This is a genomic window from Pseudarthrobacter sp. AL07 (genome assembly GCF_029960665.1).
In the GTDB taxonomy this organism is placed as follows: Bacteria; Actinomycetota; Actinomycetes; order Actinomycetales; family Micrococcaceae; genus Arthrobacter.
In genome coordinates, this window is sequence record NZ_JASBRB010000004.1 from 17806 (window position 1) to 30766 (window position 12961).

The 12961-nt window shown below is 64.7% G+C and carries 14 protein-coding genes; 2 read left to right on the plus strand and 12 right to left on the minus strand.

The features are described 5' to 3' along the window. Positions 1–7: 7 nt before the first annotated feature. Genes mmsB through QK290_RS05350 form a run of 3 tightly spaced genes read right to left on the minus strand, consistent with a single transcriptional unit; the run spans position 8 to position 3493 of the window. Positions 8–922 (minus strand): 3-hydroxyisobutyrate dehydrogenase, encoded by a 915-nt coding sequence (mmsB, locus tag QK290_RS05340; RefSeq protein ID WP_282329651.1) that lies wholly within the window; start codon positions 920–922, stop codon positions 8–10. Then, positions 915–1994 (minus strand): enoyl-CoA hydratase/isomerase family protein, encoded by a 1080-nt coding sequence (locus tag QK290_RS05345; protein ID WP_282329652.1) that lies wholly within the window; start codon positions 1992–1994, stop codon positions 915–917. Before QK290_RS05345 ends, mmsB begins: the two co-directional genes overlap by 8 nt. Continuing rightward, complete coding sequence (locus QK290_RS05350) at positions 1994–3493, minus strand: CoA-acylating methylmalonate-semialdehyde dehydrogenase (RefSeq protein ID WP_282329653.1); 1500 nt, start codon at positions 3491–3493, stop codon at positions 1994–1996. Before QK290_RS05350 ends, QK290_RS05345 begins: the two co-directional genes overlap by 1 nt. 154 nt (positions 3494–3647) lie before the next feature. Between QK290_RS05350 and QK290_RS05355 the strand changes: the two genes are divergently transcribed. Both QK290_RS05355 and QK290_RS05360 read left to right on the plus strand, forming a co-directional pair. Beyond that, complete coding sequence (locus QK290_RS05355; protein WP_282329654.1) at positions 3648–4454, plus strand: exodeoxyribonuclease III; 807 nt, start codon at positions 3648–3650, stop codon at positions 4452–4454. Positions 4455–4488: 34 nt separating this feature from the next. Then, positions 4489–5460, plus strand: coding sequence for a hypothetical protein (locus tag QK290_RS05360; RefSeq protein ID WP_282329655.1), 972 nt, complete (start codon positions 4489–4491; stop codon positions 5458–5460). Positions 5461–5498: 38 nt separating this feature from the next. On the opposite strand, the gene QK290_RS05365 is transcribed toward QK290_RS05360, so the two are convergent. The 9 genes from QK290_RS05365 to QK290_RS05405 form a co-directional block, all read right to left on the minus strand. Further along, positions 5499–6551, minus strand: a complete 1053-nt coding sequence (locus tag QK290_RS05365) for a LacI family DNA-binding transcriptional regulator (RefSeq protein WP_282329860.1) — start codon at positions 6549–6551, stop codon at positions 5499–5501. A 116-nt stretch (positions 6552–6667) separates the two neighbouring features. Beyond that, complete coding sequence (locus tag QK290_RS05370) at positions 6668–7645, minus strand: carbohydrate ABC transporter permease (protein WP_282329656.1); 978 nt, start codon at positions 7643–7645, stop codon at positions 6668–6670. After that, complete coding sequence (locus tag QK290_RS05375; protein WP_282329657.1) at positions 7642–8607, minus strand: sugar ABC transporter permease; 966 nt, start codon at positions 8605–8607, stop codon at positions 7642–7644. The genes QK290_RS05370 and QK290_RS05375 overlap by 4 nt, the downstream gene beginning before the upstream one ends. A gap of 92 nt (positions 8608–8699) precedes the next feature. Continuing rightward, on the minus strand, positions 8700–10040 hold the full coding sequence (locus QK290_RS05380) for an extracellular solute-binding protein (protein ID WP_282329658.1): 1341 nt from the start codon (positions 10038–10040) through the stop codon (positions 8700–8702). A gap of 403 nt (positions 10041–10443) precedes the next feature. After that, on the minus strand, positions 10444–11055 hold the full coding sequence (locus QK290_RS05385) for a hypothetical protein (protein WP_282329659.1): 612 nt from the start codon (positions 11053–11055) through the stop codon (positions 10444–10446). After that, positions 11052–11621 carry a DUF6286 domain-containing protein gene (locus QK290_RS05390; RefSeq protein WP_282329861.1) on the minus strand — a complete coding sequence of 190 codons (570 nt, stop codon included), beginning with the start codon at positions 11619–11621 and terminating at the stop codon, positions 11052–11054. The genes QK290_RS05385 and QK290_RS05390 overlap by 4 nt, the downstream gene beginning before the upstream one ends. Before the next feature lie 74 nt (positions 11622–11695). Next, the gene (locus tag QK290_RS05395; protein ID WP_282329660.1) at positions 11696–12076 is read right to left on the minus strand and encodes a hypothetical protein; all 381 of its coding nucleotides are present in this window, start codon (positions 12074–12076) and stop codon (positions 11696–11698) included. Continuing rightward, positions 12073–12264: a hypothetical protein gene (locus QK290_RS05400; RefSeq protein ID WP_282329661.1), complete on the minus strand. Its 192-nt coding sequence runs from the start codon at positions 12262–12264 to the stop codon at positions 12073–12075. Before QK290_RS05400 ends, QK290_RS05395 begins: the two co-directional genes overlap by 4 nt. Next, positions 12261–12737 (minus strand): Asp23/Gls24 family envelope stress response protein, encoded by a 477-nt coding sequence (locus tag QK290_RS05405; RefSeq protein WP_282329662.1) that lies wholly within the window; start codon positions 12735–12737, stop codon positions 12261–12263. Before QK290_RS05405 ends, QK290_RS05400 begins: the two co-directional genes overlap by 4 nt. Positions 12738–12961 lie beyond the last annotated feature (224 nt).

Consider the following 12961-nt stretch of genomic DNA (forward strand, 5'->3'; position numbering starts at 1 on the left):
GATGGTGCTACTGCTGCGATTTGTCGCGGATATCCGTGATGATTCCGGAGAAGTCCCGGCCGGCTCCGCCTTCAGCGGCAAACGTATCGTAGATTTCCGAGGCGAGCGGTCCGAGCCGGGCGGCCACCCCCGTACTTTCCAGCGCATTCAGCGCGAGCCGCAGGTCCTTGGCCATCAGTGCCCCTGCGAAGCCAGGCTGGTAGTCACAGTTGGCGGGGCTGGTGGGGACCGGCCCCGGAACAGGGCAGTTGGTGGTGAGGGCCCAGCATTGTCCGGAGGCGTTGGAGGCGACGTCGAAGAGCGCCTGGTGCGTCAGGCCCAGCTTTTCACCCAGCACAAAGGCCTCGCTGACCGCGATCATGGAGACCCCCAGGATGAGGTTGTTGCAGATCTTCGCGGCCTGGCCGCCGCCGTGCCCGCCGCAGTGGACCACCCGCTTGCCCATTACCTCGAGCAGCTGCCGCACGGCCTCGAAGTCCGTCTCCTCGCCGCCCACCATGAAAGTCAGCGTGCCGGCTTCCGCGCCCACCACGCCGCCGGAGACCGGGGCGTCCACTGCACGGTGGCCGGCCGCAATGGCGAGCGCGGAGGCTTCCCGCGCCTCGTCAACGTTGATGGTGGAGCAGTCCAGGAACATGGTGCCCGGCTTGGCTTCGGCGAGCAGGCCCGGCTGTCCTTCCGCGCCGCGGTAGGCGTCCAGCACGTGCTGGCCGCTGGGGAACATGGTCAGGACGACGTCGGCACCGGCGATGGCGTCCAGCGGACTGGCCGCTGTGGGGACGCCGTGGGTTTGGGCGGCGTCCAGGGCGGCGGGGACCACGTCGAAGCCCGCCACAGTGTAGCCGGCACGGACCAGGTTCACTGCCATGGGCCCGCCCATGTGGCCCAGGCCCAGGAAAGCGACAGTGGTTTGTTCAGGCATTGTCCGGCTCCTTTGTGTGCAGGTTGAGCTCCCGGTCACCCAGCGGCGCGAAGAACCGTTCCACGTCCGTCGCGTGCACCTCGTGCAGCGCGGCCGGCTTCCACTGCGGCGTGCGGTCCTTGTCCACCACCTGAGCGCGGATCCCTTCGCGGAAGTCTGGCGCAACCAGGAACCGAAGACCTACCCGGTATTCCTGCGCCAGTGCTTCGTCCAGCGTCAGTCCCTTGGCGCGGCGAAGTGACTCCAGGGTCACCTTCACGGCCGTCGGCGACTTCGCCTCGATGGTGCTGGCAGCCTCGGTCGCCCCGTTCCCCTCCACGCCCGGCGTGCCATCCGGCGACGCATCCATGGTCCGCAGCCGCCGGACAATGTCCTCCACGTCTTCGCTGGCGTAGGCGGCATCGATCCAGCCGCGCTGCGCCTCCAACCCGGAGGGCGGCGGGTTCTGCGCAAAGCGTACGACGGCGGCTTCCACAGTTTCGTGTTCGAGCGCGGCCGCCAGCTCCGGCAGGCTCCCCGCCGGGACAAAGTGGTCCGCGAGGCCCAGGAACAGCGCATCTGACCCGGTCAGGTGGGCCCCGGTCAGCGCCGCATGCGTGCCGGTCTCCCCGGGTGATTTCGCCAGCAGCCAGGTCCCGCCGACGTCGGGCACAAACCCGATGGTGGTCTCCGGCATCCCGGTCCGGGTCCGTTCGGTGACCACCCGTACCGAACCGTGCGCGGAGATTCCCACACCGCCACCCAGCACCAGGCCGTCCATCAAGGCCACATAGGGCTTGGGGTAGCGGGCAATCAAGGAGTTCAGCCGGTATTCGGCCTGCCAGAAGTCAGCCGTTTCCGTGCCGCCGCCAAGGATGTCCCGGTAGATCGCCACAATGTCGCCCCCGGCGCAGAGGCCCCGCTCGCCGGCACCGCGCACCAGGAGGGTGGCCACGCCGTCGTCGTCCGCCCAGGCGGTGAGCTGGGCCAGCATGGCGTCCACCATGCCCGCGTTCAGGGCGTTGACGGCCTTGGGCCGGTTGAGCGTGACGACGCCCAGGTGGCCGCGCTTCTCGAACAGAACCTCCGTCATCAGCTGCCTTCCGGCATGATGAAGCTGGCGCCCTGGCGGATCCCGGACGGCCAACGTGTAGTGACCGTCTTGGTCTTGGTGTAGAAACGGAACGCGTCGGCGCCGTGCTGGTTCAGGTCGCCGAAACCGGACGCTTTCCAGCCGCCAAACGTGTAATAGGCGATGGGCACCGGGATGGGGACGTTGATGCCAACCATTCCCACCTCCACCCGGCTGGCAAAGTCCCGGGCGGCGTCGCCATCGCGGGTGAAGATGGCCACACCGTTGCCGAATTCGTGCTCGGAGCACAGCCGGAGGGCTTCGTCGTAATCGGCGGCGCGGAGCACGCTCAGGACGGGCCCAAAGATTTCCTCTTTGTAGATCTTCATGTCCTTCGTGACGTGGTCGAAGAGCGTGGGTCCCACCCAGAAGCCGTCGTCGTAGCCGTCCACGGTGAGGCCGCGGCCGTCGGCCAGCAGGGTGGCGCCCTGGTCCACTCCGGATTGGATGTAGCCCTCGATCCGTTCCTTGGCACTCGCCGCCACCACCGGCCCGAAGTCCGAGTCCTTGTCCAGGCTGTGGCCTACCCTGAGGTGTTTGACGCGCTCGGCCAGCTTGGCCACGAGCGCGTCCGCGGTCTTCTCCCCCACCGGGACAGCCACGGAAATGGCCATGCAGCGCTCGCCGGCGGAGCCGAAGCCTGCGCCGATCAGGGCGTCTGCGGCCATGTCCAGGTCCGCGTCCGGCATGATGACCATGTGGTTCTTGGCCCCGCCGAAGCACTGGGCGCGCTTCCCGTGGGCGGCAGCGGTGGCGTAGATGTACTGGGCGATGGGCGTCGAACCCACAAAGCCGATGGCCTTCACGCGCGGGTCCTCCAGCAGCGCGTCAACTGCTTCCTTGCCCCCGTTGACCACGTTGAACACCCCGTCCGGCAGCCCGGCCTCGGTGAAGAGTTCGGCCAGGCGCAGCGGAACCGAGGGGTCCCGCTCGGAGGGCTTGAGGATGAACGCGTTGCCGGCGGCGAGGGCCGGGCCGGACTTCCACAGGGGGATCATGGCGGGGAAGTTGAACGGGGTGATGCCCGCGACCACGCCGAGTGGCTGGCGCAGTGAGTGAACGTCGATGCCTGCGCCGGCGTCGTCGGAGAACTCGCCTTTGAGCAGGTGCGGGGCGCCCGCCGCGAACTCCACCACTTCAATGCCGCGCTGGATATCGCCCTTGGAATCGGCGAACGTCTTCCCGTGCTCGGAGGACAGGAGCGTGGCGAGTTCGTCCATGTTCTCGTTGACGAGGTCAACAAACTTAAGCAGGATCCGGCCGCGGCGCTGCGGGTTCATGGCGCCCCACTGGACCTGCGCTTTCTCCGCGGCGGCCACCACGTTCCGGACCTCCTCTCCGCTGGCGAGGGGCAGTCGCGCCTGCACTTGGCCCGTGCAGGGGTCAAAAATGTCGCTGAAGCGGCCAGAGGTCCCCGTCACCCGTTGGCCGTCTACGTAATGGGATAGTTCGCGCACCATGATGCAATGCTCCTTCGCATGTGATCCAGGTCATCTCTGTAAGCGAATATACTCGGACTTCCTACTAAATTCCAGACCGCCCAGTCGGGCCGGAACCGACCGCGCCCGCGCCGCGGCAACGCCTCCGGGCAACAAGTTCGGTAAGTTAGGGACTGTGAAGATTGCTACCTGGAATGTGAACTCCCTCCGTGCCCGCGCCGACCGCGTGGAGGCCTGGCTGCAGCGCAGCGACTGCGACGTGCTGGCGATCCAGGAGACCAAATGCAAGGACGAAAACTTCCCGTGGGAACTGTTCGAACGCATGGGCTACGAGGTGGCCCACTTCGGTGTTAGCCAGTGGAACGGGGTTGCCATCGCGTCCCGGGTTGGCCTGGAAGACGTGGAGCGCACGTTCCTGGACCAACCTCCGTTCGGGAAGGAAGGCAAGGACCCCGTCCAGGAGGCCCGCGCGATGGCTGCCACGTGCGGCGGCGTCAGGATCTGGAGCCTCTACGTGCCCAACGGCCGCTCCCTGGACGACGAACACATGCCGTACAAACTCAAATGGCTCGAATCCCTCAAGGACCACGCCCAGGGCCTGGTCGCCGCTGATCCCAACGCCCAGGTTGCGCTCATGGGCGACTGGAACATCGCGCCCCTGGATGAGGACGTCTGGGACATCGACCTGTTCCTGTCCCAGGGCCATACCCACGTCAGCCCGCCGGAGCGCGCAGCTTTTCACGCTTTCGCAGAGGCCGGGTTCACCGACGTGGCCCGCCAGTACACGCCCGGTCCCGGCGTGTACACCTACTGGGATTACACCCAGCTGCGCTTCCCCAAAAAGGAGGGCATGCGCATTGACTTTGTCCTAGGCTCGCCCGCCTTGGCGGCCCGCGTCACCGGCGCATCGATCGACCGCGAGGAACGCAAGGGCAAGGGCGCCTCGGACCACGCCCCTGTCCTGGTGGATCTGGCCGACTAATGGCTGCAGCCGGCTCCCCGGAAGGGAGACTGCAATGACGGGAAACCTCTACCGGGGCCAGGCCGGCCTGCCGTTCTCCTCCACCCTGCGCGTCTACGAACCGCTGGACGCCTTCCCGGAAGGACAACGGGACGCCATCCGGACCGCCGGAGCCCGCACGGCCTCCCGGGCCGCCGTCGAAAACGCCGAACTATTGGCCTCGCTGGGCAGGATCACACGCTCCGGAGGGGACCCGTTCCCCACCGGGCGGACGGACCTGGTCCGGGTCACCAGCGTTCCCGGCGTCCCCCCGGGGCGGGCCCCGCAGTCAGGAACGTCCGGCGCCGGTGCTGCGGCCGGCCCGGGTGCCGAAACCGGCGTGGGTACCGGGACAGGTGCTGCCGCCGGGCCTGACACTGGGGACGCCGGGCGCGTACTCCTGTACTGCCCCAGCCAGCTGGTCCTGCGGGCAGGCCTCGCCGCCAATGCCCTCATGGAAGGCATCCACGGCCCGCTGGCCGAGATGCTGATTCCAGAGGAGCAGCGAGACAAACACCAGGAACGCATTGACCACGTCAAGGTACGGGACGGCGCCATCCGCGTGCATACGCGCGCCTCCACCTGGGGTATCCCTTTCAGCTGGTTCTCGCTGTTTATGGAAGGCGACCATAAGGACGTAGTGGAATCAGGCGGCCGCATCCTAACCGTCAGGGTGTGGGCTCCCATCACCGAGGCCATGGAGCGCGCACGGTACGCCGTGGCCCACTTGGCGCTGGCCGCCCCGGACCTGGACATGCTGGACGACCTCGCACAGCTAACCGAATGGCTGGAGCTGTTCCACGTCAATTCCATGGTGGAACTCGACTACGGTGCTGTGGCGGACAAGGTCTACCCTGACGAGTCGCCCATGGACATCCGGCTGGGCATCGAATGCCTGGCGGAGGGCGACATGACGGGCGCCGCCGCAGCCTACCGCAGGCTGGCTTCCCGCTGGATTCCCATCCGGCAACTCGCCCGCGCGTCCTGAGTACTGCTTTCCTGGCTGGGATGCCCCGCCACGGCTCTTCAGGAAGGAGGCGGCGCCGTCGTCCGCCTGACGATGAGTCGGTGGGGCGCGAGGGCGGACTGAACCGCCCCGACCGTGCCGTCCAGTTCGTCAAGGAGCATTTTGGTGGCCAGCTCGGCCTGCTCGTCAGGCCGCTGACCCACCGTGGTCAGGCCCATCGCATCGGCAAAATCGTGGTCATCGATCCCCACCACGGAGAGCTCCTGAGGCACGCGGACGCCCGCCCTGCTGGCTTCGAAGATGACCCCCATGGCCATCTCGTCGGAGGCGCAGAAGATGGCGCTGGGCTTCGGGCCGGGCGCGGCCCAGAGGCGCCGGAACGCTTCCTGGCCGCTGCGGACCGTAAAGTCTCCCCACTCATCCCATTCGGGCCGGACCGGTAGTCCTGCCGCAGCCATCACGTCCTTGAAGGCCAGGATCCGCACGCGGGGAACATCGAAGTTCAGATCCGTTTCGTCGTCGCCGTGCAGCAGGGCAATGTCCCTGTGGCCGAGATCGATCAGGTGCCTGACGGCCGTGGAAGCGGCAGCGTAGTCGTCGATGCCGATGTACGCGCACTCTTCGACATGGCCGCCCACCACGATCAGCGGGATGTCAATCTTCTGGAGATGGTCCAGTTCCTCGTGGCTGAGCGCCATACAAAGGACAAGCAAGGCGTCAATCTGCTTGTAAACCATGGTTTTGCTGAACAGACGTTCGCGGTTACTTCCGTGACCGCCCAGGTTGAAGAGGGAAAGGTTGTAGTGGCGGGAGTGAAGTTCGCGGTCCGCGCCCTCAATGGCCTTGGAGAAGAACCAGCGGCTCACGAACGGGGCCAGGACGCCAATGGTCTTGGTGCGGCCGGTGGCCAGTCCGGACGCCGAGGACGACGCGACATAACCCAAAGCACCCGCCACCTCGAGAATCTTTTCCCGGGTGGCGGGCGAAACCCTGGGCAGACCGCGCACGGCCCGGGAAACGGTGGCGGTTGATACGCCGGCGGCCGCGGCCACGTCCTCAATGCTGACGCCGCTGTGGCCACCCCGTTGAGACCTCTCAGCCATGCGCGCCACCGTTCCCCTCATGGGTTCAAACTTTAATATCCGCTATGCATTTGCCCCCGAGCCATGCTAGGCTCCGGGCCGCCCGACGTCACAGTGTTACCCTGTCTGCCTCCCCTTGCGCCCGGTCAGCCCTTGAGGCCGCCGGCCAGGAGCCCACGGACAAAGTAGCGCTGCAGGCCGAAGAACACAGCCAGCGGCACAATGATCGACACGAACGCGGCCGCAGGGTTCAGGTAGTCCTTGTTTCCACGGGTACCTGAGATCTCAGCGAGCCGTTGGGTGATCGGTGCTACATCGGCTGTTCCACCGGAGAAAACCAAAGCCACGAGCAGGTCATTCCAGACCCACAGGAACTGGAAGATGGCCAACGATGCCAAAGCCGGCACAGACAACGGCAGGATGATCCGCCAGAAAATCGTGGTGTGGTCCGCCCCGTCCACCTTCGCGGCCTCGATAACTTCGCCCGGGATTTCCGAGATGAAGTTATGCAGCAGGAAGATGCCCAACGGCAGCCCGAACATCGTGTGGGCAATCCAGAGCTGGGTATAGGACCCGGGCGGAATCTGGAGCACCTGGGTGAACAGCGTTAGCAGTGGGATGAGGGCCATTTGCAGCGGGATGATCTGCAACGCGAAAACGATAATGAACGCCCATTCGCGGCCCTTGAAGTTGCCCCATGCGAACATGTAGGCCGCCATGGAGGCGAGCACCAGGACAAAGACGGTGACCGGGATGACGATTGCCAGGGAGTTGACGAAGTACTGCGAAAGGTTTGCAGACTGCGATCCTGCCGCTGCCGTGACATCAACGTAATTCTTGAACGTGAAATCCCAGTCCGCAAAAAAGTTCCACCAGCCATCCGAACGCGGTCCCACCTGCTTGGCCGCAGGACGGATGGAGGACACCAGGAGGCCGAACGTGGGCACGGTCCAGATCGTCGCAATAATCACGGCGGCCGCGGTGGCCCACCGTGAGGTCAGCTTGGTCTTGACCCGCCGCATGATCGGCGCGGAATCCTCCGGCGTCGCGGGACGGGCCTTGTCTTTGCGTGTCTGGGTGCGGGAAGTGTTGGCCGCCTCATCCGGCGCTGGCATGACGGTCATCGGATTTCCCTTTGCTGACGGAGTACGCGGGCGTTGTAGACCACGATTGGCAGGACGAGGAGGAACAGGATAAGGGCAAGCGCTGCGCCCCTGCCCGGTTCGCCGGCACGGAAGGCTTGCGTGTACATCTCGTTGGCGACCACTGAGGTGTCATAGTTGCCCGCCGTCATGGTGCGGACAATGTCGAAGACCTTCAGCGTGGCTATGGTGATGGTCGTCAGCACCACGACCAAAGAGCCCCGAATACCGGGAACGGTCACGTTGCGGAACTGCTCCCATGCATTGGCGCCGTCGAGGCGCGCTGCCTCAACCAGTTCCATGGGCACGCCCTTGATGGCAGCCGAGAGAATCACCATGGCAAAGCCTGTCTGGATCCAGACCATCACGATGATGAGGAAGATGGTGTTTTCCGGGGCATCCAGGAGGAACTGCTTGGGATCCATTCCCAGCATTACCCGCAGGGCGTTAATAACGCCTGTCTGTTCGATGCCGGGGCCGCGGTAATCGTACACGAGCTTCCAGATGATGCCGGCGCCAACGAATGAGATGGCCATCGGCATAAAGACCAGTGCTTTAAGCACCTTTTCGCCGCGGGCTTTGTCGATGAACACCGCGTAAGCGAGGCCGAAACCGGTGGAAAGCAACGGCACCAGAACCGTCCAAATAACGGTGTTGCGCAGCGTAACCAGTGCCTCAGGCTGCGTAAACATCCAGACGAAGTTATCGGCTCCATTTGGCTGTCCGGAGGCGTTCGTGAACGCCAGGATCGATGTTTGCACGGCCGGATAAACCAGGCCGACCAGCATCAAAATCACCGCTGGCGCCAGAAAGCCAACGATCGTCAGTCTGTCTTTAACTGATTTGGGAGCCCTGTCCACAATCAGCATGATCAGCCCAATTAGTGCGGCGAATACCGCCAAGGCGATAAAAACTTGAAGAAACTTTCCTCCAAGAAACTCCATTGCCCAACCTCCGTGGTGTGCGTGGATCAATTCGTTCAGGATCACCATTGCGCCCTTGGGACTTGTTGTCCCAAGGGCGCAATGTGAGGAGGTTAGCTCTTAGGCCAGCTGCCTTCGATGCTGTCGGCAACCTGCTGGGCGGGAGTGCCGTTGATCCAGGCAACGATGCCCTTCCAGAAGGAGTTGGAACCTACGGCGCCGGGCATCAAGTCAGAGCCGTCAAAACGGAAGACGGTGTCCGGGTCCTGCAGCAGGGCGATCGACTGCTTGTCGAGCTCCGTCTGGGCATTTGCCGGATCCAGTCCCTTGTTGGCGCTAATCACGCCGCCAAGCTTGACACGGTTGTTGGCGAACTCGGCGCTGGCCAAGTAGGCCTGGAATGCCTGGACCTCGGGAGTGTCCTTGTACGCGCCCACCATCTCGCCGCCGCCGGTGATTGCCTGACCCTTGCTGGCGTCAATGGGAGGCGTCATAAAGGCCCAGACGTCGCCCTCAGGAGCCACAACGGTCCCTTCCGGCCAGTTGGCGGCCTGGAAGTTGGCCTGGTGGTGCATGGCGCACTGGCCATCAAGGACAGGCTGTCCTGCCTGCGCGAAGCCTGTTGTCAGGATGGAGCGCACATCGCCAAAGCCGCCGTTGACGTATTTGGAGTTCAGGAGGATCTCGCCTGTCTTGTTCATGGCATCAACAATTTTGGGATCATTGAAGGGAATCTTGTGAGTGACCCACTGGTCATAGACTTCGGGGCCCTGGGCACGGAGGACAACGTCCTCAACCCAGTCGGTGCCGGGCCAGCCGGTAGCTTCGCCGGATTCGAAACCTGCGCACCACGGCTTCATGGCGCCGTCATCGGCGATCTTGTTGGATAGTGTCATCATTTCATCCCAGGTCTTGGGAACTTGCCATCCCTTGTCCTTGAACGTCTTCGGGGCGTACCAGACGTAGCCCTTGACGTTCGCCAGCATCGGTGCGGTGTAGAAGACCCCATCCACAGTGCCGTACTTCTTCCAATCGGCGGACCAGTTCTTGTCCACCAAATCAGAGACAGCCTTCGGCGCGGGCTTCAGGTTCCCGGCCTTGGCCTGATCGGCCATCAGCCCGGGCTGCGGGAAGATGGCGATGTCCGGGGCGTTCCCTGCCTTCGCCCGGACACCGATCTGGGTCTCGAATTCCTTGCTGCCCTCGTACTTAACTGTTGCCCCGGTGCAGTCCTCAAACGGTTTGAATGCGGTTTCCAGGTTCGTTCCCTCGTCGGCCACGATGGTGGCGTAGACGGAGACGGTCTTCCCGTCGAGCTTGCCGTAGCTCGAGTAGGCGGAGCAATCGCTAGTGGTGGTGGTGCCGCCCCCGCCGCCGCCGGAACTGCAAGCAGTCAGTGACAGGGCCAGAATTCCGGTGGCTGCTACCGGAAGCAGGTATTTGCGGTTTTTCATACTGAGGACTCCTCGGTGAGTTACAGAACTTCAACAGGTGCGATTAGCGTGGTGTGAATCACACACTAATCCAGGCCAAGCCAGAAATGCAAGCGCTTACACGCCGTTGTGTCCGAAAGGATATCTCGGCCCCGCCCAGGGGGTTTGGGCGCCTCAGCGAGGCAGTCCGTGGCCGCGAGACGGCTTGGACGTGCGGCTATGCTGCCACAGGCCGCACAAGAGAAGGGCGTCGTGGGGCAGGCCCATGGTTCGGGCCTCTTTGCCGCCCCTGAACATCCCTGCGATCTTGGCGCTAAAGGTGTTCTCGTAGATTCCCGGGCCATTCCATCCGGACAGTGGTGGTGGCCTTTTACCAGCCGATATCCGCTGGCACGGGCACGATCAGGCGTCCCTCCGCCTGACCCTAACGGACGCGTTCGGCCCGGCTGAACCGTGTCCTGGCCCCGGCGCCGATGTGGATCAGGACCGGCGTCCGTTTGCCAACCACTTGATCCAAAGCATCTACCAAGGCATGGACCTCGGCTGCCAGGAGGTGCGGCGCCACGCCCTGGCGCGGCTGGAGCCGGATTTTCAATGCAGGGCTGCCCTGGACATCGTACGTTGCCACCGTGGCACCCGCCAGATCAGGCCGTTCAGCCAAGGCGTGCTTCAACGCCTGTTCGGCCACTCCCCCGCTGATCCGCACGTCTCCGGCCACAGTCCCGGGATCGTCCTCGGCCACCAGCAGGTTGCTCCGGCCTTTGCCCTGCTGCGCGATCCAGGCAACCATCAGGCCGATCAGAACCACCAGGGCAAGCGCCATCACAATCCAGAGCCAGCTTTCCGGGCGTCCCGGAAAGCGGGTGTCGTCGAAGGCCTGGTTGACACTCCGCCAGGCCGCTCCGGACCAGGCATGCCACCAGGTGCCCACTGGTGGAACGGTGGCCAGCAGGACGAGCAGGATGCCCACGGCGAGGAGCTTGAGTCCGAGGATGCCCAGCAGGATCCTATTGAGGAGCGAGGGTGTGGCCGTCATGCGCCGATCACTCCTACGGTGGAAACGTTGACGCGGACCTCAGGCAACGGGACCAGAGACATCCCGCTGAGTTCGTCCTGGACAGCGGACAGCACCGCAGCTTCGGCCACCGGAACTCCTGAGGTGGGGCGCACATTCACGATGACCTGCCGCCGGGACACCACCACCATGACCTGTTCCGGGGTGACATTGGCGGCGAGCCGTGCGCTGCGCGCCAAGGCGGAGGCGATGACCTCGTCATCGACCACCACGGCGGACGAAGCTCCGGTGCCGTTCAGCACATGCCGTGCGCGTCTTCCCGGCAGGATGGCGTTGAGCAGGAAAAACAATCCCACCATCGCTACCACGGCGCCGCCGGCACCGAGCAGCAACGGCGGGATACCAGCCGGCAGGGCAACGATGCGCTCCGCCGCCAGTTGTGGCTCGATCAGCCAAGCCGGCTGCCCGATGGCGTGCACGGCCGCTTCGAGAAGCCCGTAGCTGGCAAGCCCTATCACCAAGGCCGCTGCCACTGTTGCCACCGCTGCCCGCGAGGAATGTGTCTCCCGGTAGACAATCCGGCGCATGTCAGGTTGCGGCTGGGCCCGGGCGCGGCTTGTTGGCCGCAAATCCGCCAGGTCCCCGTCCACTGTTCCGCCGCTCACTGGACCCTGCCTCCCTCGATCGGTTTAACGCCGCTGATACGGATATCCACCCTGCTCAGACGGGCGCCGCTGAGGGCCGTGACCGTCGAGAGGATCCTGGCTTTGGCATCGACCGTCCGGTCCCAAATTGACCCGCCGAACGCGGCGACCCGGCCTGCGTCCCTGAGCACGGTGGCCAGCGGCGGGATCCTGATAGGTGACACGAGCGACAGAGCCAGCAGGCCGTCGTCGTCCGCCCAGTCCGCCCGGACATCGTGGGGATCCACGCCGAGGGCTTCCGCGGCTGCTGTCCTGGCAAGGCTGGTCAGGGCCTGCGTGCTGATGCGGTTGTGTCCGTTCAGGACGTGGACCGGGACGGAAGGCGACGCTGACGTCATGACGAGGAGCGCCGGCCGATGATGGCGTCCAGGACGCCGCGCAGGTCCAGTTTCCCTTCCGCTGCGCGGCCCAGGAGGGCGCCAATAGCCATAAAGAGGAGGGAAACCAGGAAGCCCCACAGCCCGAACTGGAAGGACATATACGCCACGAAGGCGCCTATGGCGATGCCCACAACGGTCAGGTTCACAGCAGTGCCTCCCTCTCGGCGCCTGCTGGCGCTCCGGTCTTCACTGGCGGTGCCACGTAGACATCGGTTATTTCGACATTCACTTCGATGACCTGCAGGCCAACGAGTTCCTCGACCGCGCGGTAAACGGCCAATCTGACCTGATTGGCCAGGGAATGCAGGGGCGTGCCGTACGATGCCACCAGGCTGATGTCCACCGCCACCTGCGTCTCACCGACCTCGGCACGGACGCCGGCGGCGTGGTCCGAACTGCCGACGGCGTCCCGGATGGCTCCCAGCGCACGGGACGGGGCGGACCCCAGCGAGTAGACCCCCGGAACGGCGCGGGCAGCGATGCCGGCAACTTTTGCCACGGCGGTCTCCGCGATCACGGTGCGGCCATGACCGGGCACTGACGCCTGGCTGGCGGCGCGGTGGCTGGTAGCCAGCTGGCGCTCGACACCCGAATCGGGTTGTGGGTTCTGGTATTCCATCAGGCACTCCCCTTCTATTGCTCCCAACCCTATCCCTAACGCCAGTTCCGGCGTGGGAAGCTGCGGAGAGTCCGCATCCTCGCACATGAGCCGGCCCCGCCCCCTCCTGAGCTCTGTCCACTGATTGCCTTTAAAGCGCCGGACGCGGGCGGGAGGATACATTGCGCAGGCGGATGCCCGATTAAAGAAGAAAAGCACCAGTTCCGAAGAACTGATGCTTCCCA

Excerpts from the sequence above, each read along its gene's own strand:
- QK290_RS05390 (WP_282329861.1), bottom strand. The coding sequence starts at position 11,621 with ATGCGCCGGATTGTCTACCGGGAGACACATTCCTCGCGGGCAGCGGTG.
- QK290_RS05385 (WP_282329659.1), bottom strand. The coding sequence starts at position 11,055 with ATGACGGCCACACCCTCGCTCCTCAATAGGATCCTGCTGGGCATCCTC.
- QK290_RS05360 (WP_282329655.1), top strand. The coding sequence starts at position 4,489 with ATGACGGGAAACCTCTACCGGGGCCAGGCCGGCCTGCCGTTCTCCTCC.
- QK290_RS05370 (WP_282329656.1), bottom strand. The coding sequence starts at position 7,645 with ATGACCGTCATGCCAGCGCCGGATGAGGCGGCCAACACTTCCCGCACC.
- mmsB (WP_282329651.1), bottom strand. The coding sequence starts at position 922 with ATGCCTGAACAAACCACTGTCGCTTTCCTGGGCCTGGGCCACATGGGC.
- QK290_RS05405 (WP_282329662.1), bottom strand. The coding sequence starts at position 12,737 with ATGGAATACCAGAACCCACAACCCGATTCGGGTGTCGAGCGCCAGCTG.
- QK290_RS05375 (WP_282329657.1), bottom strand. The coding sequence starts at position 8,607 with ATGGAGTTTCTTGGAGGAAAGTTTCTTCAAGTTTTTATCGCCTTGGCG.
- QK290_RS05380 (WP_282329658.1), bottom strand. The coding sequence starts at position 10,040 with ATGAAAAACCGCAAATACCTGCTTCCGGTAGCAGCCACCGGAATTCTG.
- QK290_RS05395 (WP_282329660.1), bottom strand. The coding sequence starts at position 12,076 with ATGACGTCAGCGTCGCCTTCCGTCCCGGTCCACGTCCTGAACGGACAC.
- QK290_RS05350 (WP_282329653.1), bottom strand. The coding sequence starts at position 3,493 with ATGGTGCGCGAACTATCCCATTACGTAGACGGCCAACGGGTGACGGGG.
- QK290_RS05345 (WP_282329652.1), bottom strand. The coding sequence starts at position 1,994 with ATGACGGAGGTTCTGTTCGAGAAGCGCGGCCACCTGGGCGTCGTCACG.